General features: G+C 37.0%; 22 protein-coding genes and 2 pseudogenes. 4 read left to right on the top strand and 20 right to left on the bottom strand.

Annotated elements, in window-relative coordinates; genetic code table 11:
- Positions 1-67 precede the first annotated feature (67 nt).
- The 9 genes from ED2_RS03635 to ED2_RS03675 all read right to left on the bottom strand — a co-directional run bounded on the left by ED2_RS03635 (position 68) and on the right by ED2_RS03675 (position 10059).
- Positions 68-382 (bottom strand): hypothetical protein, encoded by a 315-nt coding sequence (locus ED2_RS03635; protein WP_005876031.1) that lies wholly within the window; start codon positions 380-382, stop codon positions 68-70.
- 87 nt (positions 383-469) lie between these two features.
- Positions 470-2656 carry a type IA DNA topoisomerase gene (locus ED2_RS03640; RefSeq protein ID WP_060789695.1) on the bottom strand — a complete coding sequence of 729 codons (2187 nt, stop codon included), beginning with the start codon at positions 2654-2656 and terminating at the stop codon, positions 470-472.
- A 319-nt stretch (positions 2657-2975) separates the two neighbouring features.
- Entirely contained in the window at positions 2976-4163 is a 1188-nt protein-coding gene (locus ED2_RS03645) for an LCP family protein (RefSeq protein ID WP_060789696.1), read from the bottom strand.
- A 101-nt stretch (positions 4164-4264) separates the two neighbouring features.
- Positions 4265-5290, bottom strand: coding sequence for a 3-deoxy-7-phosphoheptulonate synthase (gene aroF / locus ED2_RS03650; RefSeq protein WP_016176679.1), 1026 nt, complete (start codon positions 5288-5290; stop codon positions 4265-4267).
- Positions 5291-6151 (bottom strand): shikimate dehydrogenase, encoded by an 861-nt coding sequence (locus ED2_RS03655; RefSeq protein WP_005876039.1) that lies wholly within the window; start codon positions 6149-6151, stop codon positions 5291-5293.
- 178 nt (positions 6152-6329) lie between these two features.
- A complete protein-coding gene (locus ED2_RS03660; protein ID WP_005876041.1) occupies positions 6330-7100 on the bottom strand; it encodes an ABC transporter ATP-binding protein in 771 nt (256 codons plus the stop codon).
- Between the two features lie 2 nt (positions 7101-7102).
- Positions 7103-7984 (bottom strand): ABC transporter permease, encoded by an 882-nt coding sequence (locus tag ED2_RS03665; protein WP_005876043.1) that lies wholly within the window; start codon positions 7982-7984, stop codon positions 7103-7105.
- Positions 7981-9027 (bottom strand): tryptophan ABC transporter substrate-binding protein, encoded by a 1047-nt coding sequence (trpX, locus tag ED2_RS03670; RefSeq protein WP_016176680.1) that lies wholly within the window; start codon positions 9025-9027, stop codon positions 7981-7983. The genes ED2_RS03665 and trpX overlap by 4 nt, the downstream gene beginning before the upstream one ends.
- 381 nt (positions 9028-9408) lie before the next feature.
- Positions 9409-10059, bottom strand: coding sequence for a hypothetical protein (locus tag ED2_RS03675; protein ID WP_051057954.1), 651 nt, complete (start codon positions 10057-10059; stop codon positions 9409-9411).
- Positions 10060-10265: 206 nt separating this feature from the next.
- On the opposite strand from ED2_RS03675, the gene efbA reads away from it, so the two are divergent.
- A complete protein-coding gene (gene efbA / locus ED2_RS03680) occupies positions 10266-11969 on the top strand; it encodes a fibronectin-binding protein EfbA (protein WP_060789697.1) in 1704 nt (567 codons plus the stop codon).
- 290 nt (positions 11970-12259) lie between these two features.
- On the opposite strand, the gene ED2_RS03685 is transcribed toward efbA, so the two are convergent.
- Positions 12260-13189 (bottom strand): hypothetical protein, encoded by a 930-nt coding sequence (locus ED2_RS03685; protein ID WP_005876052.1) that lies wholly within the window; start codon positions 13187-13189, stop codon positions 12260-12262.
- Entirely contained in the window at positions 13179-13829 is a 651-nt protein-coding gene (locus ED2_RS03690) for an ATP-binding cassette domain-containing protein (protein ID WP_016176682.1), read from the bottom strand. Before ED2_RS03690 ends, ED2_RS03685 begins: the two co-directional genes overlap by 11 nt.
- A gap of 402 nt (positions 13830-14231) precedes the next feature.
- On the opposite strand from ED2_RS03690, the gene ED2_RS03695 reads away from it, so the two are divergent.
- Positions 14232-14822 carry a response regulator transcription factor gene (locus tag ED2_RS03695; RefSeq protein ID WP_016176683.1) on the top strand — a complete coding sequence of 197 codons (591 nt, stop codon included), beginning with the start codon at positions 14232-14234 and terminating at the stop codon, positions 14820-14822.
- Positions 14823-14951: 129 nt separating this feature from the next.
- A pseudogene (locus ED2_RS16285) lies at positions 14952-15080 on the top strand (DUF3788 family protein); the annotation flags it as partial.
- A 419-nt stretch (positions 15081-15499) separates the two neighbouring features.
- Here the strand turns inward: ED2_RS16285 and ED2_RS03700 are convergent.
- From ED2_RS03700 to ED2_RS03740, 9 genes are all read right to left on the bottom strand, one after another.
- On the bottom strand, positions 15500-15973 hold the full coding sequence (locus tag ED2_RS03700) for a YbaK/EbsC family protein (protein WP_016176684.1): 474 nt from the start codon (positions 15971-15973) through the stop codon (positions 15500-15502).
- 239 nt (positions 15974-16212) lie between these two features.
- Positions 16213-17025: a metal family ABC transporter substrate-binding protein EmtC gene (gene emtC, locus ED2_RS03705; protein WP_005876059.1), complete on the bottom strand. Its 813-nt coding sequence runs from the start codon at positions 17023-17025 to the stop codon at positions 16213-16215.
- Between the two features lie 11 nt (positions 17026-17036).
- On the bottom strand, positions 17037-17687 hold the full coding sequence (emtB, locus tag ED2_RS03710) for a metal ABC transporter permease EmtB (protein ID WP_034865179.1): 651 nt from the start codon (positions 17685-17687) through the stop codon (positions 17037-17039).
- A gap of 14 nt (positions 17688-17701) precedes the next feature.
- Positions 17702-18424, bottom strand: coding sequence for a metal ABC transporter ATP-binding protein EmtA (gene emtA, locus ED2_RS03715; protein ID WP_016176685.1), 723 nt, complete (start codon positions 18422-18424; stop codon positions 17702-17704).
- Between the two features lie 666 nt (positions 18425-19090).
- Positions 19091-19618, bottom strand: a complete 528-nt coding sequence (locus ED2_RS03720; RefSeq protein WP_016176686.1) for an HAD family hydrolase — start codon at positions 19616-19618, stop codon at positions 19091-19093.
- Positions 19611-20381 (bottom strand): DeoR/GlpR family DNA-binding transcription regulator, encoded by a 771-nt coding sequence (locus tag ED2_RS03725; RefSeq protein WP_005876068.1) that lies wholly within the window; start codon positions 20379-20381, stop codon positions 19611-19613. Before ED2_RS03725 ends, ED2_RS03720 begins: the two co-directional genes overlap by 8 nt.
- 295 nt (positions 20382-20676) lie before the next feature.
- Entirely contained in the window at positions 20677-21120 is a 444-nt protein-coding gene (locus ED2_RS03730) for a GNAT family N-acetyltransferase (protein WP_005876070.1), read from the bottom strand.
- A 107-nt stretch (positions 21121-21227) separates the two neighbouring features.
- Positions 21228-21428, bottom strand: coding sequence for a hypothetical protein (locus ED2_RS03735; protein ID WP_005876072.1), 201 nt, complete (start codon positions 21426-21428; stop codon positions 21228-21230).
- Positions 21429-22168: 740 nt separating this feature from the next.
- The gene (locus ED2_RS03740) at positions 22169-22588 is read right to left on the bottom strand and encodes a MerR family transcriptional regulator (protein ID WP_005876074.1); all 420 of its coding nucleotides are present in this window, start codon (positions 22586-22588) and stop codon (positions 22169-22171) included.
- Positions 22589-22881: 293 nt separating this feature from the next.
- Here ED2_RS03740 and ED2_RS03745 point away from each other — a divergent pair.
- Positions 22882-24359, top strand: a pseudogene (locus ED2_RS03745) (MDR family MFS transporter).
- The last annotated feature ends 25 nt before the right edge of the window (positions 24360-24384 follow it).

The following is a 24384-nucleotide window of genomic DNA, read 5'->3' on the forward strand; positions in this document are numbered from 1 at the left end:
CAAAGAGCCGGTTTTATCTCCAATTTCTCAAACCTAAACGACTTTTGTCTCGACCTTAAATCAATGATCAGATGTATTGATGGAACAGTTGTGTTAGAACAGGTAAGAAATAGATGATGACCATCGCGATAACCACCATGATCAACTGTTTGCGCTGTTTTTTACGTTTCAGCATACTACTTGTCTTGTGTAAAAAATAAGTAGCGCCTTTTGCTATTGCTGTCAAAGTAGATAAAATCAATGTTGGAGAATAAGCTGTAGGATCTTGTTTGATCGACAATAATTTTGTCCCATACTCTGGGTATTTAAGTAATGCTTGATAGATAGCAACGATCATGATTGCTCCCATAAAATAGTTTAAAAATGAATGAACTTTTTTCAAATGGTAAAACTCCTTATTTCCCTAATGATTTTATTTGCTCGTGTATTGGTAGTGCGGCTTTTACGTACTATCTGAATGTGAATCACTTTAAGTCTCTTTTTTTGTGTCTCCTGTTTTGTCCATCCAAGGAAATGAAAAACCGATCGTGAGATCATCTTTCAACACTAACACAGCATCAAATTTGCCTTTTTTGCCTGTAAAACCTTTGATGACTTTGCTAGTTTTCCCTTTAGACAATAACTCTCGCAAATTTGTTTTAGTCAATTTCTTTTTCGCGATCGTTGGCCATAGTTTAAATTCGCAAGCTGGATTTGTACAAGTTGCCACTTTAGGATACAGCATGATGATCCCTTGTTTGCACTTAGGACAATGTCCCAATTGATCATTTTTCTTCTCCATTGCTTTGATTTGTCTTGAGCCAGTGATTTCTTTAGACAAGTCGACTTTTTCGATTTGCTTTGGAACAGATTCCAATAAATAAAGAATGAATTTTTTGATATTTTCAAGGAACACTTCTGGAGTTCCTTCGCGATTTCCGATTTTTCTGAGATAACCTTCCCAACGGGCTGTCATCTCTGCACTGGTCAATAGCGGCTCATCTGTTACAGCTTTGCACAAGGTAATCCCTTTGGCAGTCACCGTGATTTCATTCTTGTTGACTTCGATATAGTGACGTTGCTTTAAGTTTTCGATGATATTGGCTCGGGTTGCTTCTGTACCGATCCCCTCTACTTCTTTCAATATTTCTTGTGCCTCTTCGTCATCCAGCGTTTTTCCCGCTGTTTTCATGGCAGTGATCAGCGTACCTTCGTTGTAAGGTTTAGGCGGTTGTGTTTCTTTTTCGATACTCGCCAAATCAACTTCAACGACCTCATCTTTTTCAACTACTGGCAATTGTTGGAGGTCTTTCTTTTTATTTTTTGTTTCTAAAATAGCCTGCCACCCTTTTTTGACAGGAATTCTACCAGTACTTTTCAATCGTAAATTTTCTACGCCTGTCTGAATAACTGTTTCTTCATAGATGTAGTTTTCAGCAAACATGGCGATCGTAGTTCGTACGACTTGAAGATAGATTGCTTGTTGCAAACGAGATAATTTAGCAAAACGTTCCTTTGAAGGAATCGTCTTTGTTGGAATGATTGCATGGTGTTCTTGCACTTTCTTCGCATCAACATACCTTTTCTTCGCATAAGTATCGGGCGTTGGAACATTTTCGATACCTAAAAATGTTTTGTACTTGGCAAGGTTTCTTACTAAATACTGGTATTCATTTTCTGTGATGTAAAAAGAATCTGTTCTAGGATAACTTAAAAATTTACTTTCATATAATCCTTGGACAGCATCGAGTGTCGCTTTTGCGCTTGCTTTCATCAACTGATTCATTTTCGACTGCAAACTTGATAGAGAAAATAAACGTGGACTGCTGAGCTGTTTCTCTTTTTTTGATACATCTAAGATTTTTCCAGGCTGTTTCCCTAGATGTGCCCCTAACCGTTCGATTTCTTTCACTAACTCTTCTGATGTCTTGAAGCTTTTCTTCGGGTCCATCTTCCCAATGAATCGGCCATTTTTAGAAACGATTTTCGCTTCACTTTCAAAATAAGGTTCTTTTTTGAAGTTTCTAATCGCTTCTTGCAGTTGATAGATCATATAAAGCGTTGGGGTTTGGACACGCCCTAAAGAAAAACTGCCATCGATCCCTTTTTGTTGTAGTAACAAGCTATATAAAGGACTGCCATTCATACCAATCAGCCAATCCGCATTTTGTCTTGCTTTTGCTTCTTTATACTTAGAGAAATAATGCTCCCCCGGTCTAAGTTGCTTGAATCCTTCATAAATCGCTTCTTTTTCCAGTGAATTGATCCATAAACGAAGGTATTTCTTTTTTTTCGTGAATGCTTTTGCCTGTATGATGATCGACCAAGCAATTGCTTCTCCTTCACGATCCCCATCAGTTGCAATGATGATCGTATCTGCAGATTGAAGCTCTCTTTTTACGATTGAGAATTGCTCACGTTTATCCGCAGGTACTTCGTAGCGAAATTCCTCGGGGAAAATCGGTAAGTTCGCCAAAGACCATTTCGCCCAACGCTCTTCGTAAGCACCAGGAGGCAACATATCGACTAGATGACCGAATCCGTAAGTGATCGTAACTTCACCAGTGAACAAAGGATCAGCGATTTCGTAATATCCTGGGTGACGTTTCCTTTGCTTGAACGTTTCAGCATATGCTTTTGCTTGAGAAGGCTTTTCAGCTAGAATGACTGTTTTCATTGCTTCTCCCTCCGTTATCTCTGCCTTTTTTCAGACTTCTTTATTATGGAACAAACATTCGTATCTGACAATAAGAAAATCGTTTTCTTGTGAAAAAAGGTAGTCCGCTCTTTCCGATCCTCTAAAAATAAAACCGAATAGTCTGAAATCGACTAAGTATTGCCAGTTCTCAAAAATCAGCTTGCTGAACCTCTTTTTTGAGTTACATTTTCTATCTTTGAGATGATTTGATTTCTTAGCTATCAATAAAACAAGCGGACGAGACAAAAGTAACCATCACTTTCATCTCATCCGCTCAATTCGTATAAACGATTTTGCTTTATTTACTTAAAAATTCACTGATTGCCGATTTATTTGCCTCATTATCAATGACTAAAATACTTCCTGCATACTCGCTATTTCCGTAATTCCAAGAACCGTCTACAGGAACACTTAATCGATCGATCCCTCCTGCTCCACGAGCAATCGAGAAAAGATTTTTGGTAATGAACAGCGCAGTAACATCTGTTGACGTATAGCCGATTGCTTTACCAGCCGCATAAGGCGCACGAATAAGATTCAATGGATTTTTCAGCTGACTAAAAATAGCATTCATTACTTGCTGTTGTCTTCTTACTCTACCAAAGTCCCCTTCTTCATCCATTCTGAAACGAGCATATTGAAGAAGGACGTGTCCATCCATTTTTTGGACTCCTTTTTTGATATCCACTCCATCAAGATTTAGATCTTTTTCCGCATCGATTTTAACACCGGTCATAAACAATGCATCGATCACTTTCTCAAAAGATTTGAAATCCACTTTTGCGTAATACTGACAGTCGAGCCCAAAGTTTTCTTTGAGTGTCTGTCTTACAAGATCTGCGCCACCATAAGCATAAGCAGAATTGATCTTGTTTTGCCCGACGCCGGGGATCGTCACAAAACTATCTCTCATAAAGGAAATCAGTTTAGGTTTGTGGGCAGGTCCGTCTAATTGTAAGACCATGATCGTATCTGCCCGTCCAGCATCTTCTCCTCGCGTATCGCTACCTAGGATCAAGATATTATTGGCCCCACTCGAAGATTGGACACCATTAAAAGTTTCCGTCGTTGCACTTTCAAGACTTTTATCATGTTCTGCAACAAACTTGCCAACAAAGAACGAACCAATCGAGTAAATAAGAAGAAAGAAAATGATTCCTAGTACGATTCTTTTCCAGGAATATTTTTTTCGTTGTTTCGGTGGTTTTATCCCTTTGTTACGGTGGAAGAAGCCTTTTTTCTTAAAAGTAGACTCCTCTTGTTCAGTTGCTTTTTGATAGGTGTAGGGTGTTGATTGCCGCTGATGTACCGCCTCTTTCTCATCAAACCTGTTGGAAGATTCCTGATGATTTTGATAGATACGTATAGCATCATCTTGTTCAACATACTTTTCTTTTTTTCGTTCTCTTCTAAAGATACTGCTTGAATCGTCTTTAAGAGGTTTTGCTTTTTTATGGATGTTCTTATAGCGATCCATCCGACTCATGTTCGTTCCTCCTTGTTTCATATATAATTAAAGAATACGATATCAAGGAATCAAAAACACTGAAAATGACAACAATTTAATAAAAAATAACGAAATCAGTTCTAAGCATTCTCTTCTTTGATTTTTTTCATGGCGTCTGTCATGATCTTGACTTCCTTCATCATCCGTAGATAATGTTTTTCATTCAATGATTGCGGACCATCTGACCAAGCATGAATTGGGTCAGGATGGATCTCAACGATCATGCCGTCTGCTCCACTTGCAACTCCAGCTCTAGCCATTGGGGAAACGAGGTCCCACACGCCTGTCCCATGACTAGGATCCACGATGATTGGAAAATGACTTAATTTTTTGATGACTGGGACTGCGCTAAGATCGAAAGTATTCCTTGTAGCTGTTTCATATGTCCGAATGCCTCGTTCGATAAAAATGATTTTTTGATTTCCTTGAACAGCAATATATTCAGCGGCATTCAACCATTCATCAATGGTTCCAGAGATACCACGTTTCAATCCAATCGGCTTGCCCGTTTTCCCGACTGCTTCTAATAAGCGAAAATTCTGCATATTACGTGCACCTATCTGCAAAATATCGCTGTAGTGCGCCACCATGTCGATATGTCCTTCATCCATGACTTCTGTGATCACCTGCATCCCACATTCATCTGCTGCTTGGCGAATGTAGCGGAGTCCTTCTTCTCCTAGACCTTGAAAAGCATAAGGAGAAGTTCTCGGTTTAAATGCGCCACCCCGTAAGATCTGCGCACCACCTTTTTGGGCCATTTTCGCCGTTTCTCGTATCTGCTCTAAACCTTCAATGGAACAAGGGCCTGCCATCGTTACAAAATTTCCAGCCCCGATTTTCACACCATTGACATCCATGACTGTATCTTGAGGATGAAAGATACGAGAAGTTAACTTATACGTATTCGTGATCCGTTCTACATTTTCTACTCCTTCATAACGTAGAAAAGCTACATCTTGGATCAACCGTGTATCTCCAACTAGTCCAAGGACTTGTTGTTTCTCTAACTGGTTCACTTGGACAGTTAGTCCTTCTTTTTCAGCTCTTTCAATGACTTTGCGGACTTCACTATTAGTTGCAGATTTCTTCATTATTATTATCATTTATCTTCCCTCGATCTTTTCTCTCACTAACTGTACTGGCATTTCTTTTTGTGTCCAGAGTTCAAACGCAATCGCCCCTTGATGGATCAGCATCCCTAAACCATTGTATCCTTTCGCACCAATCTTCTTTGCTTCTTGAAGCAGTCTTGTTTCTTTAGGAGAATAGATCAAATCGAATACCGCTAGATCAGCATGTAACAATCCGACATTCGCAATTGGTAAACTGTCTTTTTTTGTCCCCATCCCGATATCCGTCGCATTCACTAATACATCTGATGATGAGAGATCTTTACCAAGCTGACCTTCATCCGCATAATCCCACACACGGATCAGACATCCAGTTTGAGCTGCGACCTGATCGAAATAACTCTTCAAAGATAGAAAAGTCGCATTTTTTCGTTTATAAACGACGATTTCCCGCGCGCCTTCTAAGGCCATTTGGACAATGATTGCTTTTGCAGCGCCACCGGCTCCAAGAACAGTGATTTTACGATTTTCGATTGAATGCCCAGTTTCTTTTACAGAACGTACAAAGCCCATCCCATCTGTATTATAACCAGTCAAGCGACCTTCGCGATTCACGATAGTATTCACTGCTCCAATCAATTTAGCTTCAGGACTTAATTCATCTAAATAATCAATCACTGCTGTTTTGTTTGGCATCGAAACATTGACACCTAGCATAGAAAATGTGCGGATACTTGCCACCGCCTGTTCAAGACTTTCTTGATCGACATCAAAAGCCAAATAGATGGCATCGACACCACAGGCTTCAAAAGATGTATTGTGCATCATTGGCGATAAACTATGTGAAGCAGGTGAAGCAAAAAAACCGGCCAATTTTGTTTTTCCAGAAATCATGATGTTCCTCCTTTTATACAAACTGCCATCAGATGTCATCGTTCGCATGAGGAGTACGAAGACATGGATGGCAGTGAATCATTTCAGGTAAAATTATATAAGGTAGCACACATCTGTACTCTAAGAAAGTCAAAGTTCAGATGACTTGACGTACTGCCTATCAACTAAATAAAAGTAATTAGTCTAATACTTCTTCAAAGAATTGTAATAAGTCGCTCATGGAAAGTTGTGCTTTTTCCTCTTTCGTCAAATCTTTAACGATACGTCCCTTTTGTAACACGATCAAGCGATTCCCGTAATTCAACGCATCTTCCATACGGTGAGTGATCATCAAGCAAGTCAACTTTTGTCCCGTGATACGTTCATTTGTTAGTGTCATCAGCTGTTTCGCTGTTTTAGGATCAAGTGCAGCGGTATGTTCATCTAATAACAACAATTCAGGAGCTTCAATAGTTGCCATCAAAAGGCTCAATGCTTGACGTTGCCCGCCTGAAAGCTCTCCAGCCGGGGTATCAAGATGTTGTTCCAATCCATTTCCTACCTCTTGACATAATTTGAAGAATTGTTCTTTTTGGTTCTTTAAATTGCGCAAACGGAATTTTCGCTTTTTCCCTCTATTTTGAGCAAGCAATAAATTTTCAGCAACGGTCATTCGAGGAGCAGTCCCCATCTTTGGATCTTGAAAAACACGTGAGAGAAAAGCAGCTCGTTTCTCTTCTGGGTATTTGGTAATCAGCTGATCTTTAAAAGAAATCGTCCCTTGGCTGAGTTCCAACGTGCCTGCGATGGTATTGAAAAGTGTACTTTTTCCTGCACCGTTTCCACCAAGTACCGTGATGAAGTCTCCTTCATTGATTGTCAAATTGATATCTTCTAGTAATATTTTTTCTTCATGCATCCCATTACTAACTACTTTTTTTCCATTTTTGATCGTGATGATTGCTGTCATAACTAGACCTCCTTTTCGAATCCAGTTTTAAGATTCAAAGCTTTCTTCATTTGTGGAATCATCAAACAAATTGCTAAGATGATTGCTGAGAATAGTTTTAAGTATGTCGTGTCAAATCCAAGTTTGATAACGATCAAGATCAACAGCTGATAGATGATGCTGCCGACCACAATAGCAATCAGACGCTCTGCTAATGTCAATTCTTGGAAAATCACTTCGCCAATAATGATAGAAGCTAAACCAATCACGATCACGCCAATCCCTTTATTGACATCCGCATAACCATCATTTTGGGCAATCAATGCACCTGATAATGCAATCACGCCATTCGATAGTGTCAATCCTAAGATCTTCATGCGATCAGTCTTGATTCCCAGTGAACGTGCCATTGTTTCATTATCCCCAGTTGCAATATAACCTTGACCTAAATCTGTATTGAAAAAGAAGAGTAAAACACTGATCAAAATACCTAAAGCAATCAAGCCTAGTAAAACAGTGTCGAAATAATCTGGCAAGTGTAGTCCTTTAAATGTATCTTGTAAAATCGGATGATTCAACAATGATAGATTAGGTGTTTTCATCACAAAGAGAATGACTGAATTCAAACCTGACATCACTAGAATCCCTGCAAGGATTACTGGAATCTTTCCTTTTGTATAAAGAAGACCTGTGACCAATCCGGCAACCATACCTGCAAGTACGCCTAGAATCGTTGCTAAAATCGGTGTGACTCCATAAGTGATTGCTGTTACACAAACTGCTCCGCCTAGTGGAAATGAACCTTCTGTTGTCATATCAGGGAAATCAAGAATTCGATACGTCATGAAAATCCCCAGACCTAAAATTGCCCATAACATCCCTTGTGAAATTGCTGATACGATCATTTTTCATCCTCCTTTGTTGACGTTTCTGTTGTGTCACTCGAAACGATTTTCGCATTTTTCTTTAATTTATCTGGGATCGTTATCCCTAAGAGTTCCGCTTGTTTTTCGTTGATGATCGTATCGCCTTTATCAAAAACGTAAACAGGTGTTGATGCTGGTTTTTCTTTACCTGTTGCTAACGTTGCTGCCATTTTTCCACTTTGTACGCCTAAATCATATTGGTTGATGCCGATTGTTACTAATCCACCTTGTTCAACCATCGTATCAACAGATGGAATAACTGGTATTTTTGATTTGTTGGCTTCCTTCACTACGGTCTGCATAGCGTTCGCAATCGTATTGTCTAACGGAACATAGATGAAGTCGACTTGTTGACTCATCACTTGGACTGTCTGAGCAATTTCATTTGTTGATGGAACAGCATATTTTACAGAAGTCAATCCTTCTTTTTTAGCCGCTGCTTCTGCTTGGCTCACTTGATATTTTGAGTTATCTTCAGAAGAGGCGTAAAGAATCCCGATTTTTTTCGCATTAGGTAAAATTTCTGATGCCAATTTGATTTGTGCTTCTACAGGGGGTTGATCCGATACACCTGTGATGTTTCCACCTGGTTTATCAAGGGATTTCACTAACCCTGCGCCCACGGGATCGGTCACAGCACCTAATACTAACGGAATCTTTGTCGTCACATTCGCTAAGGATTGCGCTGCTGGTGTCGCGATCCCAACTAATACATCAGGGTCCGCTTGAACCAGTTGTTGACTCATCGTTGCTAGTTTGCTTTGATCTGCTTGACCGTTTTGGAACTTGATTTCCAGATTTTTTCCTTCTTCAAGGCCCGACTGCTTCAATCCATCTTTGATTCCTCGATAAATCTCGTCTAATGCTGGGTGGCTCACATATTGTAATACCCCAACTACTGTTGTTTTTGTTGTTTTTTCTGCTGATTCTGTGGAAGAATCATTTATTTTTTCATAAATGAATGTTCCGACTAAATAAATCATTATAAGTGCTACTACTGTTATCAATCGCTTATTTTTCATTTTCTTTCCCCCCATGGACTCCTTAATGACTAATTATTCAAGATTGGTTTACATACGAACTTACGAAAAAAAGACAATTACCTAGACGGCAATTGTTTTTTTACATACAAAAAACCGCATAGACGTTATCTATGCGGTAGTCAAATTTCTTGTCTAGCATAGATACAAATTTTAGATTTGTACTCTAAAAAGTTGTATCTACGGTAAAAGTTCGCCATCAATACAACTTATCTACGCCAGTTACGCCAAGCTTGATTCGTTACTGCTAAAAATTGGTTTGATAAGTTCATTGTGGATCACCCTTTCCTTAATAATTGATATTAGTCTAATCGAATTTATCCTATACGTCAACTACTTTTTACAATTTTATTTTTGCTCTTCTCAATTATCATCAGTTGAACGAGTGGTTGTATTTGTTTGATCCTCTGTTATTTTTGTCGAGGCGGACTCTGATTTCGCCATTTCATCCTCTAGTTTTTTGATATTTGCTAACGGAAGTCGGTTCAATTCTGGAATCATTTCTTGTGCTAACTTTGCTTGATTGTCCTTTTTTTCTATCGTCAAGCGATTTGCTTCTTTACCGTCTTTAAAAAAGATCACCGTGGGTTTCTCCTGATTGATCTTATATTTTTGTTCCGTTTCCTTTATATCGTAAATAAGCGGATAAAAATAAATCGGCCGATTCAATTCTTCCATTTCTTTTGGATCATTAAAAATTGCCAATAACGTTTCATATTGCTTACCCTTTGGTACACAGAACATCACAGAAATTGCTTTATTTTCAGCAATCGTCTTGGAAGCATCACTTAAAACTAAAGGTTGCAGTTTGGTAGATGTAATATCTGCATAGACTAAACTATCGATTTGTTCCTCTCTGATTTTTTCTGGAAAAACAAACATCATGATGGTAAGCATCCCAGAAAAAAACAATACCAACAGTACTCGGGTAAAATATGTTGTTGGATTCTCTGCAAAATCTGCAGCAAAATGAGTATAACTTGCCTTGATTCTTTTGCCCAATTCTTCAATCATCGCCAAGCCACTGTCACCTTCTTTTCATCTTTTCTTTTATTATAGCTAAAAACTGCCAAGATATGAAAAGAAACCTTTACTTTTTTTACTCTTCCTCCATTTTGTTTAGAGAATCTCGCTTTTTATGCCCACACTTTGCAAATTGGTCTTTCTGCCTTTTTTTCGTTATAATAGAACTACTTATGAAAAGAAATGAGGAATGAACCATGTCCTTCGATGGAGTATTTACCCATGCAATGGTCAATGAATTGCGTGAAACTCTACTGTCTGGTCGAATCTCCAAGATCCACCAGCCTTATGAAAATGAAATCATTTTAGTTATCCGCTCACGCGGTAAAAATCATCGCTTGTTATTGTCCGCGCATCCTAGTTATGCACGCGTGCAAATCACACAAATCGACTATCAAAATCCCGACAATCCGCCTAATTTTGTCATGATGCTTCGAAAATATTTAGATGGTGCAATTTTAGAAGCAATCGAACAAATCGATAATGATCGAGTGATCCATTTCCATTTTTCTAAACGAGATGAACTTGGAGACCTGCAAAATATTGTGTTGATTGTTGAATTGATGGGTCGTCATAGTACGATCGCCTTGGTCAATAAAGAAACAGGTAAAATCTTAGATGCGATCAAACACATAGGAAGCTCTCAAAATACCTACCGTTCATTGCTTCCTGGGGTTGAGTACGTTTCACCTCCCGAGCAAGAAAAACTTGATCCTTTTAGTGCAGACAACGAAAAAATCTTTCATCGTCTGTCACAAACCGAGCTTTCACCAAAAGCGCTCCAGCAACAATTCAAAGGACTTGGTTTTGATACCGCACAGGAACTAGTCGCACGTTTAGCAGAACGACCAAATGAAAAAATGCTCGTTTGGCAAACTTTTTTTTCCACTGTAGAAAAGAAACTAGCTCCGCATTATTATGAAGTGGAAAACAAAGATTATTTCACACCCATCGCCTACGACTATTTCGCAAAGTCAGCCACTTCTGAAGAAACATACGACTCCCTCAGTACATTACTTGATGCTTTTTATCATGACAAAGCTGAAAAAGATCGTGCAAAGCAACAAGGTGGCGAATTGATCCGAAAAATCGAGAATGAATTGAAACGAAACAAAAATAAACTAAAAAAACGAGAACAAACGCTGAAAGATTCTGAGAATGCGGAAAGTTATCGTAGAAACGGCGAGTTGTTGACTACCTTCATGACACAGGTTCCAAGAGGCGCAACAGAAGTAACACTCCCTAACTATTATGAAGAAGACCAACCAATCAAAATCAAACTTGATCCTGCACTCTCGCCTAATCAGAACGCACAAAAGTACTTCCATCGCTATCAAAAACTGAAAAATGCAGTCAAGTTGATCGGCCAGCAAATCGAAGAAGCCAAAAGCGAGATCGATTACTTAGAATCTGTCCTCTCTCAATTAGAGATTGCTGGACCAATGGATATCGAAGTAATCAAAGAAGAATTAACAGCTGAAGGTTATCTAAAAAAGAAGACACAGAAAAAACAAAAACGAAAAAAACCTTCGCAACCCGATCAATACCGTTCTTCAGATGGCACATTGATCCTAGTTGGGAAAAACAATTTACAAAATGATCAGTTAACGATGAAAACGGCGAAAAAGACGGATTATTGGCTCCATGCAAAAAATATCCCAGGTTCACACGTTATTATCAAAAGTGATCGACCCACAGATGAAACAATCACACAAGCTGCCGAATTAGCCGCATACTTCTCAAAATACCGTCACTCGGCTCAGGTACCTGTTGACCTTGTTCAAGTCAAACATATCCGTAAAGCAAATGGAGCAAAACCAGGTTTTGTCATTTATGAGAATCAAAAAACGATCATCGTGACACCTGAAGAAGAAAAAATCAATCAACTAGAAAAAGAGTAACGCTTATCCAAAAAACGGCTGAAACAAAAGTAACTCCGAAAGATAAACCAAAGGAGCTACGTCTGTTTCAGCCGTTTATTCGTTTTTTAAAACGCGAAGTAAAATGTTTCTTACTGTTGATACACACTCGTTGATTTTATCATACATAGAAGCAAACATGTTTCCAATCCATCCGTGAAGTATAGTCTGTGGCATCATTTCTTCTAAAATACCCATACACGAGAAAATAAGCTCAATCAAGTGCCTCTCTTAGACGATAGTCATTTGGAAGAAACTATTAGCCTATACCTTTAACCTGTACCTTTGAAACGTAAAATTTTTTCCATGATGATGCCGTATACGAGCAACAGAAAAATCGGGAACAACACTACCCAGATGTTCAATGATAGATCAATACCTTCATTTATATGAAAAGTAGTCGCATTCGTGTTGAACACTTTCGGATAAATTGTCAGAATGATATTTTTCAAGTCAAATTTCCCTAATATCGGTAAAAACAGAGTATATGTACTTAGTACAAATAGGCTCACTAACATATTTTTTGTAACTAAAGTAAGATAGAACATAATCAAAAGATAGATCAGGCTATTTCCTAAAACAAAAAGGAACTGATAGAGTGAATGATGCATAAAAGAGAGTTGATTTATGCTGTCTAACTCTATCAAGGGAATTACTTCCACTGGGAATAACCAAGGCGTCAATAGCTGTAACATAACGAAACCCATAATTGAAATAATTAATACGCTAGTCAGAGTTACCATACTAGCAATTAGTTTCGACTGGTTGATTTGCCACTGCGAACAGATTGTTCGATGCACTTTGTTCGTTCCATATTTTATTTCTGCGTTCGCGATAACAACTCCGTAAATACCACTCATAAAGGGAAAAATAATAAAAAACGAAGAAGACAATAATTGGTTGATTCCGTTTTTAGGTAACATCGCTACTAAACTTGCTTGATATGCCATAAAATAGTATTTTGTAGGATTATCGATTATTTCTATGTTTTTAGAACGTTCTAAACGAAAATCTCCGTCTAACAGTTGAGTAATGTTTTCACCATTTGCTACGGCATCCTCCACTGCTTGATAAAAACTGCCTAAATGGCTATTCACCAGATTTCTTTGGGATAGATACATCATTGCAGTCACAAAAATCGAAATCACTAAAAAAATCAAATAATTTTTTGACTTCCATTGATAATGCAGTTCACTCAGCAACAGACCCACCTTCTTCTACGACAGCAAATAATGTACGCACTTTGTGTTCCGGTACAACTTCGATCGTTTTATTCTTTACCCATAAATGCTCATCACAAAGCTCTAAATACAGTGATTCATGCCCACTCATTATTATCAACGTTCCTTGTTTCTTTAAATATTTTAACGTCTTGAAAAGAAGCAATCGATTCATTTGATCCAATCCATTTAGAACTTCATCTAACAAGAGAATTTTAGGATGGAGCAATCTCACAAGTAGTAAAGCCAACATCTTTCGTTCGCCTAAAGAATAGGTTCTTACACGTGATTTATACAGCAATCCTTTCGATAAGTACGAAGACTCTAATTTTTCTATCTCAAATCGTATATTTTTATTTTTTGTAAAGAAAACCAGGTTATCCACTCCAGTCAAATTTAAAAAGAATGGCGTATCATCAAAAACACAAAATATACTAGATGCTTCTTTATCGATCATTCCAGCAAATTTTTCTTGTCCCAATATACAATGGAACAAGGTCGTTTTTCCAATACCATTTTCCCCGTAAATATAGTAAGTTACATTTTGATAAAAAGTGAACGAAACCTTTTCAAAAAGTACTTTCCTTCCAAAACTCTTTGAAAAATCACTCAGCTTCAGCATCCTATTTTCTCCTTGCTTTAATACCAACTACTACTAGCATTACTACTCCATAATGATCCATGTCCTTGTAACTCAATTCTATAAGGAACTCCCCTCTATTCCACAGATTATTTTTCTTTAAGTTTATCTCACAACGAATTAAAAAAGCATCGGTACATTGTGTAAAATTCTATATTGTAAATTGCACAATATACGGATTCTCAATTAAATTTAAATACAGTAAAATGGAATGGATACATCCAAACTACACGTTTCATAAGGAACTCATTCTCTTCGTGATTTCGCCAACTTAGTAGCAAAAAATGAAGGACTTTGCTATTCCTAAAATGAAAAGCATACATACAAATCAACGGCCTAAGTACTACATTTATGATTCCAATCGATGGGGAGTGATCTAGCCACATGCATATTATTTTATTTGATGATCATACACTTTTTGCCCAAGCGATGCAGTTTTCCTTGTCCACTTATTTTGAACGATTTGATATTTTTTCGGAAAAAGTTGATATTTTAAAAGTTATTATTAAAAATAAACCAGATATTGTTCTGTTAGATATCCGTATGGGTAGTGTCAACGGATTAGTTGTCGGAAAAGAAATTATGGAACAAGTCCCACATACTAAACTAATTTTTCTTTCTGGTTATGATTTACAAGCCTATCGTAATGAGGCATTCAAGATAGGTGCAAAAGCCTTTATAAATAAAACTGCTTCTCTAGATGAGTTGATCACCAAAATCAAATTTATTTCCAAAGGTCATACACTCTTGTCACCAAATCAATCAATCGCAAATAAAATCACGGATAGAGAATTGGAAGTCTTGAAACTAGCAGCTACTGGACAGACACAGCATGAAATTGCTAAAAAATTATTTATAAGTCGCCGTACTGTCAATTCCCATATCTGCTCTATCAACAGTAAATTAGAGGTGAACTCAACAGTATCTGCCATCATCAAAGGGCTTGAACTGGGGCTGATACAGATCAAAAGTTAGCGTCCTCCGCCTATCGATAACTACACCACAACAAAAAAACAACCACCCAACATAGAAAAAAGATACAATCCCTTCCCTTACTGAATGGTTGTTTTTAGTCTCGTTCCCTTTTCGCATCAAAAATGAGCAATCAAAAAGAGGTTGGGACAGAAGTGTTTAACTCCGAGAAATAAGCCGAAATTCACGAAAATTGCTTTTCAAATTTTTGTAAATTTCGGCTTATTTCCGAAGGAGTTGCTTCTGCTCCCACCGTCTATTCATTTTTTAAAGAATGAGACAAAAGTGTTTCATACTTTTGTCCCACGTTCTTTTCGAATACAAACGTTCAAGAATTCGATGCGTGTAACAAAATAGATCTTCTTTTGTACTTCCCCCATAGCTAAGTTGGCACCTATTAAATTCTTTTTCCCATTCAAAGCGAGCGGATCCCTCTAAACTTTTTGGGCAATGACTCATGTTGGAACACTAGATGATTCGACCCTATCCAAGCTTGGTGTATAGGATTCAATATCCAATGCGTGTTATTCTTGGCATCAATGCAGGGAAGATGAATGACTCATATTTGCTAGAGGCAACTATTGCTCTTCATTCAAATGGATCTCTTTGAACTCAACATTAATGATTGAAGCCAAAGAACGAGCAAAAACACCAACTTCTCGTAAAATTTCAGATATTCTTTATTCTCCCACTGGTAAATAGTAGACTTCCAACCCTAAGACTCGGATGATTTTTTCTAGATCCGCCACTTCCACGACCATCGTTTGATCAGGTCTTCCAGGTGCAAAGACGATTTTTTGATGGGATAGTAATTCTTCATCAATGATTACAGGTACATAGAACGTATAGCCAAACGGAGAAACAGCACCTGGTTTTTGACCTGTCAATTCTTCCATTTTTTCTGCAGAAACAACAGAAACTCTCTTGCCGATCAGCTTACTTACCTTTTTAAAATCGCTTTTTTTAGTGGTAAAGGTCAAATAGATGTAATAGTTGTCTTTCTTATCTTTCAAAAAGAGGCTTTTTGTTTCCGTTCCAGTAAATCCTTGCTCTTTTTTCACGACTAGTGCATCTTCATTCGTATAAATCGCCCGGTAGTCATATAGTTCAAAAGGAATATTTTCTTTTAAAAATTTGTCTTTTAATGAAATCACAGCACTCACTCCTAAAAAATTGACAGTTTTTTTAACCGTATTTCTTTTTTGTAGAAAAGTCAACAATTATACCAGGTCTTTACTATCCTTTGATATAGCAAAAACTACTCTCCAAAGATGAAAGAGTAGTTCAAAAAAATCATTGATTGTTTTATTGTCCCATTATCGGGGGAGCCATCATTTTTACTGTACTTGAAGAGTTTTATGTTAGAAAGTTAACTGTACTCCTTAGCTAAAATCTAAAAAGCGGGAATATTTGAACCTTTTGAATTATTTTTGATGTAATCTGCTACTTCTTGGGTAGTCATTGCTTTTTTGAGTACCTTGATTTTTTCGCTGTCTTTTTCACCTTCACGCGTAACGAGTTGCAATGCGTAATGTTCACTTGCTTCTTCATCTTCTAATAGCACCGCATCTTTAGTCGTTAAACCAGCGGGCTCCAAATAAGCAGGATAACAAAAGACCATAGCGATATCTTTTTCGTCATAGGCTTTTACTAAATTCAATAAATCAATGCTTTCAAATGTAAGATTTTTAGGATTTTTTACAATAGCAGCGACTGTCCCATCAAATCCTACACCTTCTTTTAATGTGATTACCCCATTTTTAGCAAGGATTGCCAATGCGCGGCCCTCATTCGTTGGATCACTAGGTATCCCTACTTTGGCATTTTGAGGTAATTCATTTGCTGATTGATATGACTTAGAATAAAATCCTCCAGAGAAATAATAAATCGGTTGAACAGCTACAAGATCAGCTTTCTTCTCTTTATTGAACATCTCCATAAATGGTTCATGCTGTGCGAAGTTCGCATCTGCTTCATCATGTTGGACGGCATCATTATATGCGACATTATCACTAACTTCCATGATATTGATTGTGTAGCCTTCTTTTTCAGCTGTCTTTTTCGCAATTTCTAAAATATCTTTTGATGATTCTAACTGGACAGCTACCGTGATTTCTTTGTCTTCTTTCCCCTCTTTACCTCCACCACAAGCAGCCAAAATCACAGTTGCAAGAGCAGCCAATACAATCAGATAAACCTTTTTCATTCTTTTTCCTCCTATTTTCGTTTGTCTAGTGTTTGGGCAATGAAATTACCGAATATTTGTAAAATGAAGACCAACGCAATCATGATCACGATGGCGACATACATCATACCGTATTCATAACGCTGATAACCTACACGTACAGCGAAATCGCCAATTCCGCCACCACCAATGACTCCCATAACGGTAGAATAGGAAACCATACTGACGGTCGTGGTCGTATAAGCCAATACTAATCCACTACGTGCTTCAACTAATAAAAAATACCAAACATATTGTAATCTGGATGTTCCTAAGGAGTTAGCCAGAGCACCAATCTCTTTTGGTACATCTAATAGTACTTGCTCGACTAACCGAGCAAAAATCGCAATTGCTACGATACTCAATGGAACGGATGAAGGAACAGGGCCAAAAGCTTTCCCTAGGACAGAACGTGTAACGGGAATCAAGGCAATCACAAACAATAAATATGGAAATGAACGGACAACTGTAACTAAAAAATTGAGTAACCAATACAGCCATGGGTGATGACCTTTCATTTTTGGATTTGTCAGAAACAAACTCAAGCCTAATGGTAAGCCAAGCAAAAGGCAAATCACCATTGAAATCGACATCATGATCCCTGTTTCCTTCAAACTTGTTAGCAATGCGGGCCAATACTCCATAAAACTAGTATGTGTCAATGGTCAAGCCCCCTTTTTATCTTTTCAAAATAAGTAAGATTTTCCTCTTCAAAGTATTCGGGATTGTTGGATAATTCGCCAATCAGTTCTCCATGTTCCATAACGAGAATCCGTTTACAGAGGCTTTTGACTGTTTCAAGTTCATGACTTACAAAGAAAATAGTCGATTGGAACGCTTCGTGCGTTTTTTGCAATAGGCGTATAACGCTTTCAGTATTTTCCTCATCCAATGAACTGGTCGCCTCATCACATAATAGGATACGAGGATCTCTACTTAGTGCTCTGGCAATCGAAACCCGTTGCTTTTCTCCTCCAGAAAGATTGGCTGGGTAAGCTTGCGCTTTGTGGTTCATATCAACAAAGTCTAATAATTGTGCAAGTTTATCCCCATTGACTTTTTTTTGTAATTTCAAAGGTAATGCCATGTTTTCGTATACGCGTAAATTATCCAATAGATTATAATTTTGAAAAATCATTCCCATCCGTTGTTTTTGCTGACGACGCTCATTTCTTGTGAAAGTTTGACTATCTATGCCATCAAATAGTATTTTTCCCGAACTCGGGTCCTCCATCAGATTCAACAAGCGAAGCAGTGTAGATTTTCCTGAGCCGCTTTTCCCAACGATTCCAATAATTTCTCCTTCTCCGACAGAAAAATCAATCGATTGCAACGCTTGGGTATTTTCATATCGCTTAGAAACATTCCTCAATTCAATCATGGCAACTCTCCAATCTAAGATTATAACACCTCTAAAATCTGTTTAATAATAATAAATAAGCAACTACTAAATCAGCTAAAAATTTCTGATTAATCAATGAAATAATGGACAATTGCCATTTTCTAGCTATATAATCCCTTAAAACCAAAAAAAAAGCAATATTTTTACTCGCTTTATGAGAAAAATCTGTTTTTACAACTGTACTAATTTTTACTTGTCGTATTTTGCTCTTTTTTCACTATTTCATATTCTAAAATGAGATCGAGACAAAAGTCGTTTCGATTTGAGAAATTGGAGAGAAAAATCGTAGGACAAAAGTAAGAAACACTTTTGTCTCATTCTTTAAAAACGAATAAACGGTGGGAGCAGAAGCAACTTCTTCTTAAATAAGCCGAAATTCACAAAAATTTGAAAAGCAATTTTCGTTAATTTCGGCTTATTTCTCGGAGTTAAACACTTCTGTCACAGCCTCTTTTTTGAAATTTCCGAAAAAACTGACTTTTGAACTTTCGTTTATTCACAAGTCTATGGCAAAAATGATTTTTAGTTTTGTCCCACACTTAAAAAAAGAGTGTGAGACACTATGATGCACTTCCCGTCTAGTGGACACAGAAATATAAAATTCCTATATAGGGGAGCATATCATTCTTCTCTCACACTCTTTTTCTATTTTTCTAACAAATCAAGTATTTCTTGAGGAGAGTCAATAACTATGTCGACATTTTGAAAATTTTCAATATTTTGGGCTCCCCATTTAGCTAAACCAAAAGTGACTCCACATGCTTTCGCACTTTGCATGTCATATAATGAATCACCAATATAAATCGTCTCTTCCTTTTTTACATTGAGCTCGTCAATTGCCTTTTGTATTGGATCTGGAAAAGGTTTATGCAAGTTAGTATCTGAAGCTGTAATTTGTATATCAAAATACTGATTTAAATCAAATCGGTCAAATTCATTCTTCATTTCTTCCTTTGTTTTAGATGTAACAAGTCCTAATTGAATCTCTTTTACGTGCAATATCTGTAATGTTTCTTCTATATGCGGAAAAACTTGAGCATTATCTGCTAATAAAAGTACGTTTTCACCCCATTTTGATAAGAGAGTCTCCTCTTCTTCCTCAGTATTTACAAACTTTTTAATCGCATCTCTTCCGGGAATACCTAAAATATAATGTAATATCGTTTTAATCATAGCTTTTCTCCTTTGTGTAAATGATTTTACTCTTTCCTATTCTAACGGCTAATTCTTCAGGAATTTTTTTATCGGTTACCAAGTAGTCGAGTTCTTCAAACGTGTAGATAAGATAATTATGAGATAAGTTGATTTTTGTATGGTCGCATAGCAGTACGATTTTATTACTTTTCTCTCTAATTGCCTGCTTCATTGCTATATCTTCTTCATGGGCATAATAGATTCCTTGATTATTTATACCTGCACAACTTAAGAAAGAAATATCAAACCGATACTTAGTTAATTCCCAGATTGGGTATCCACCAGTAACTGAACGGCTTTCTTTATTTAATGTTCCCCCAAGGATTGTAGTAGGGATTGAAGTAGTCTTTAAAAATTGATCAGCAATGTCAATCGAGTTCGTTACAGCTTTTTTTATGTTTCTATTCGCTAAATACTGGGGCAAAAGAGAGATTGTGGTCGACACATCTAAATATATATTTTGTTTTTCAAGTAATAATTTACTTGCTTCTCGAGCAATTTGCTTTTTTACTTGAAGTTCTTGATCTGTTCGTCCTAAATATCCATCTATTTTATTAAATGAATTTGCTAAACTGATACCTCCGTAAGTTCTAATCACAAGGTTGTTATCCGCTAGTTTTATTGTATCTCTTCTAGCCGTGTCTCTAGAAGCACCTGTAAGTTGCATAATGTCTTGTAAAGTTAACGATTGTTCTTTTTTTATTCTTTCCATTATTATCAGCAATCTTTTTTGTTGATTCATCGATAGAACTCTCCTTACTGCAATAAGTGATTTTAAGTTCATTTTAATAATAACTTAAATGAGCTTAAATGTACAACAGTATATCATACTCATACATCACACGTTTCTGGACACTCATAATTTAATTTCTGAAATAGCCCCAATCGTTGTCGATTAAACAGCAATTATGTAGCATAGCTTTGTTACTTTGAGAAGTGTAGTTAGTTAGCTGACTCAGCTAGTTTTTGACACATAAAAAAAGACAGCTTATTTTATTGTCAGCTGTCTTTAAAAATGTAATATTTCACTGTATCACTTAACTTATTTCCATAAACAAGATAGGATACGGATTTCCCTGTTCATCCATCTCTGACCTTTCACGAACTTTAAATCCCATATGTTCATAAAATCCTTTTGCCTGTGGATTTTGTTCATTGACAACGAGTTCTTTTATACCATATTTTGTCATTCCATATCCCAACAGCTTTCTACCTAATCCTCTGCCACGCTCTTCTGGAGCAATGAACAGCATTTCCAGTTTTCCGTCATCAATTCCCATAAAAGCGACAGGCATTGCATTTTTATCAGTTTCAACAAGTAAGTGTGGCACGGCCATCAAGGCAGTCGGCACAAATTTTTTTATCTCTTCTATTTCCTCACCTGATAAGAAAAGATGCGTTTCTCTTACCGATTTTTCCCATACATCAACCAATTGCTCGACAAGCAAAGGAGTTCTGTCTTTGATTTCGATTTCTTTCATAATCCTACCCTTTCTGCAAAAACGATGTAGTTTATATCACACCATTTACTGTTATACCGCCTAAATAAGCGATTTTCACGCCTGGCAGAGGCGAATAGATATTGTAGTCATGCAGATATTCTTGATTTTTTGTTCGTTTTTAGTATAAAATCAGTTATTTTCATTCTAAAAAACATGACTAATAGACAAATAGTCAGGATGACATTTTCGTATTCAGGTAATTGTTGTGCTATGACAAACCCGCCAATCAATGTACCTACAAAAATCACACTTGCGGTAACACTTCGTCTAGACAGTTTTCGTTTCATCACCTCACGCCTTTCTACTACTTTTTTCGTTTCCTACTACTTTCAATCCTATCATTTACAACGCGAAAAAGACAGACAAAGAACGGTTCAATAATATCTTTTGTTGCTGGAAATCGAAATCGATTTTCTACCAACACTTTTTCTTTATTTCAAATCAAAATGAGACCCACATTTGGTAAAATTTAGTCAACAAAAACTTTACTCTACCAAAGGAGTCTAATGAATAATCCTAATAACTTTATGAATATTGTTCAGACAGAAAAATATCAGGTTTTAGAAAACAGGGATTCCTTGTCCATTGCTCTTCTAGTTAGTCCAAAAGAGACGATAATCCAGTAATTAACCAATGATAATTTGACTAGTCAAACAAATTAATTCAACAGTATGAATAGCCTTAAGCAAATTTTTTATCTTTCAACCACTAAAGCTGATCAAAATGAATAACACAAAAACTACAATACTACGATCTCTATACTAATTTTGTCGAGGGAAAAAGCAATCTTTCAAAGATACCACACGTGAAGTCCTAGTGCCAGCTCACAGCCAACCCAAGTCTTTTCCCACAAATTCCTCTCAGTTAGAAAATTCTAAGGTGACGATTACCGTCAACGATAGTAGCGAAAAGCTCAGCTAAACATCACAGGCAATATAACGGCCTTGGTTATTAGGATATTTTCTTCATTCCTTTATTTGATTTATATCAAATAAGTGTACCACCACTCATTGATAAAAAGCCATTATTATTTAGCTTTTAATTTAAATTCAGCTTGACCATTATGCAACACACCATAAATCCGTTGATCTGCGTCAAAATCGCCGAAGTCTATTGCCATCTCACCATCTAATTCAATGATGTCTTCAAGTCGTTGGCTCAAAAATTGGTGGATTAATTCATGACGTTCACCAAACTCAGTCACTTTAGCCACTGCCGTTGCTAAGGTATAGCCTTCATCAAGAAAATGTTTAATCCCCATAATCTGGATAGTTGTTTTTAAACTATACTGCCGACTGGCGCCTTCTTTTTCTGGTAAAGAACTAATGTAGCCACGTTTCTCCCAATAGCGCAGTTGCCGCAAAGAAACATCGCTCATCTGACGAACTTCACTGATACCCAAGATTAATTTATCAACATCAATACCAAGTTTAGCTTGCAAACCCATTTTAAAATTCCTCCATATCTACTTACTATTATTAATAGTGTCACACATTCAACATGCATGTCAAGAAAAAATACACCATTGTCATATTTGTTGACAAGAGAAATTACAGTATTTAGGTCCTAGAAGCTTTCAAACTCCTCTGTATCTGCTCACTACTAATAAGATTATCATGCACTTAATAATATGTCGTCAAAAAGAACATCGTTGTCACTTTACTTGACAGTTTTAAATTATCGAGTTATAGTTTCTAAGTTCCCAAGAATTGACTTTGTGGTAAAAAGAGGAGAAATATTATGCATAAAAACAAAACAAACGTTATGATCGTGACCATTGCTATTTTTATTGCGACTTTTATGTCCGCGATCGAAGGCACTATTGTTTCAACGGCGATACCAACCATTGTTGGTGATTTGCATGGTTTGAACATGATGAGCTGGATTATTTCAATTTACTTATTGACTAGCGCGATGTTAACCCCGATTTATGGTAAGTTAGCTGATCGAGTTGGTCGCAAACCAATTTTTATTATTGGCTTATCTATTTTTATTATTGGTTCTGCTCTATGTGGGTTAGCACAGAATATAGCGGCCTTAATTATTTTCCGTGCATTACAAGGGATTGGTGCTGGCGCAATTATGCCGGTTTCCTACACTATCATTGCCGATATTTATCCGCTAGAACGGCGAGCTAAAGTTTTAGGATTTAATAGCTCAGCTTGGGGGATTGCTTCAGTGGTAGCACCATTATTAGGTGGTTTCATTGTTGAAAAATTAAGTTGGCACTGGATATTTTTCCTAAATGTACCAATTGGTTTAGTAACAATCTGGTTAATTTGGCAATTCTTTGATGAAGAGCGTAAAACTAGCCATACACCAATTGATTATTGGGGTAGTATTTGGTTGATGTTGACACTTTTGACGATTATGTGTGCTATTCAAATTATGGAAAAAGGCATTACGTTATTGTTGGTTAGTCTATTTATTATAGCAGTATTGTGTTTCTGGCTATTTATTCGTACTGAAAACGAGCGGTCGATCCGATTATTTCATTGGATTTATTTAAAAATAAGACTTTCAATGTCCAAAATATAGTGGCAGCTCTCGTTAGTGGCTTTCTGATGGGCTTTAATGTCTACATGCCTATGTGGATGCAAGGAATTTTAGGTTTGCCGGCTTCAATGGCTGGTTTCGTACTTACACCAAGTTCAATAATGTGGGTAATCGCTTCGCTTTTTGCTGGCAGTCTATTGGTTAAATACCAACCACGCTTGATCTTATTTTGGAGTTTGCTAATATTAGTGATTGGTAGTTTTATGTTAGCAATTGTACCGGAAACAACTCATTTCATTCAATTCTTAGTGATTGCTGCTTTCATTGGTATTGGCTTCGGTATGGTCATTACGACTACCACCGTTGTTTCACAAAATTCTGTCACTAAAGATAAAATTGGTGTAGCTTCCTCTTTTAATACACTTTGTCGAACATTGGGTCAAACGTTAATGGTTTCAGTTTACGGCATTATCATTAACTTACATTTAGTTAGTGGCGTACAGCAGTACCATGATCGTGGTGTGACTAGTGATATGATGAGCCGCATTGTTAATCCGCAGACAGCAGCAGGTATACCGGCTAAACTATTACCTACATTACGGCATATCTTATATAGTGGCTTACATTTAGTCTACTATGTTTCGGTAGCGCTAATGATAGCCGCATTGTTGATCAATGTTTTAGCCGACCGTAAACATATCAAAAAAGATTCCGCAGTATAAATATCAAGTTAGATCAAGAACATAG

Source organism: Enterococcus durans NBRC 100479 = LMG 10746, from assembly GCF_001544215.1.
Lineage (GTDB): Bacteria > Bacillota > Bacilli > Lactobacillales > Enterococcaceae > Enterococcus_B > Enterococcus_B durans.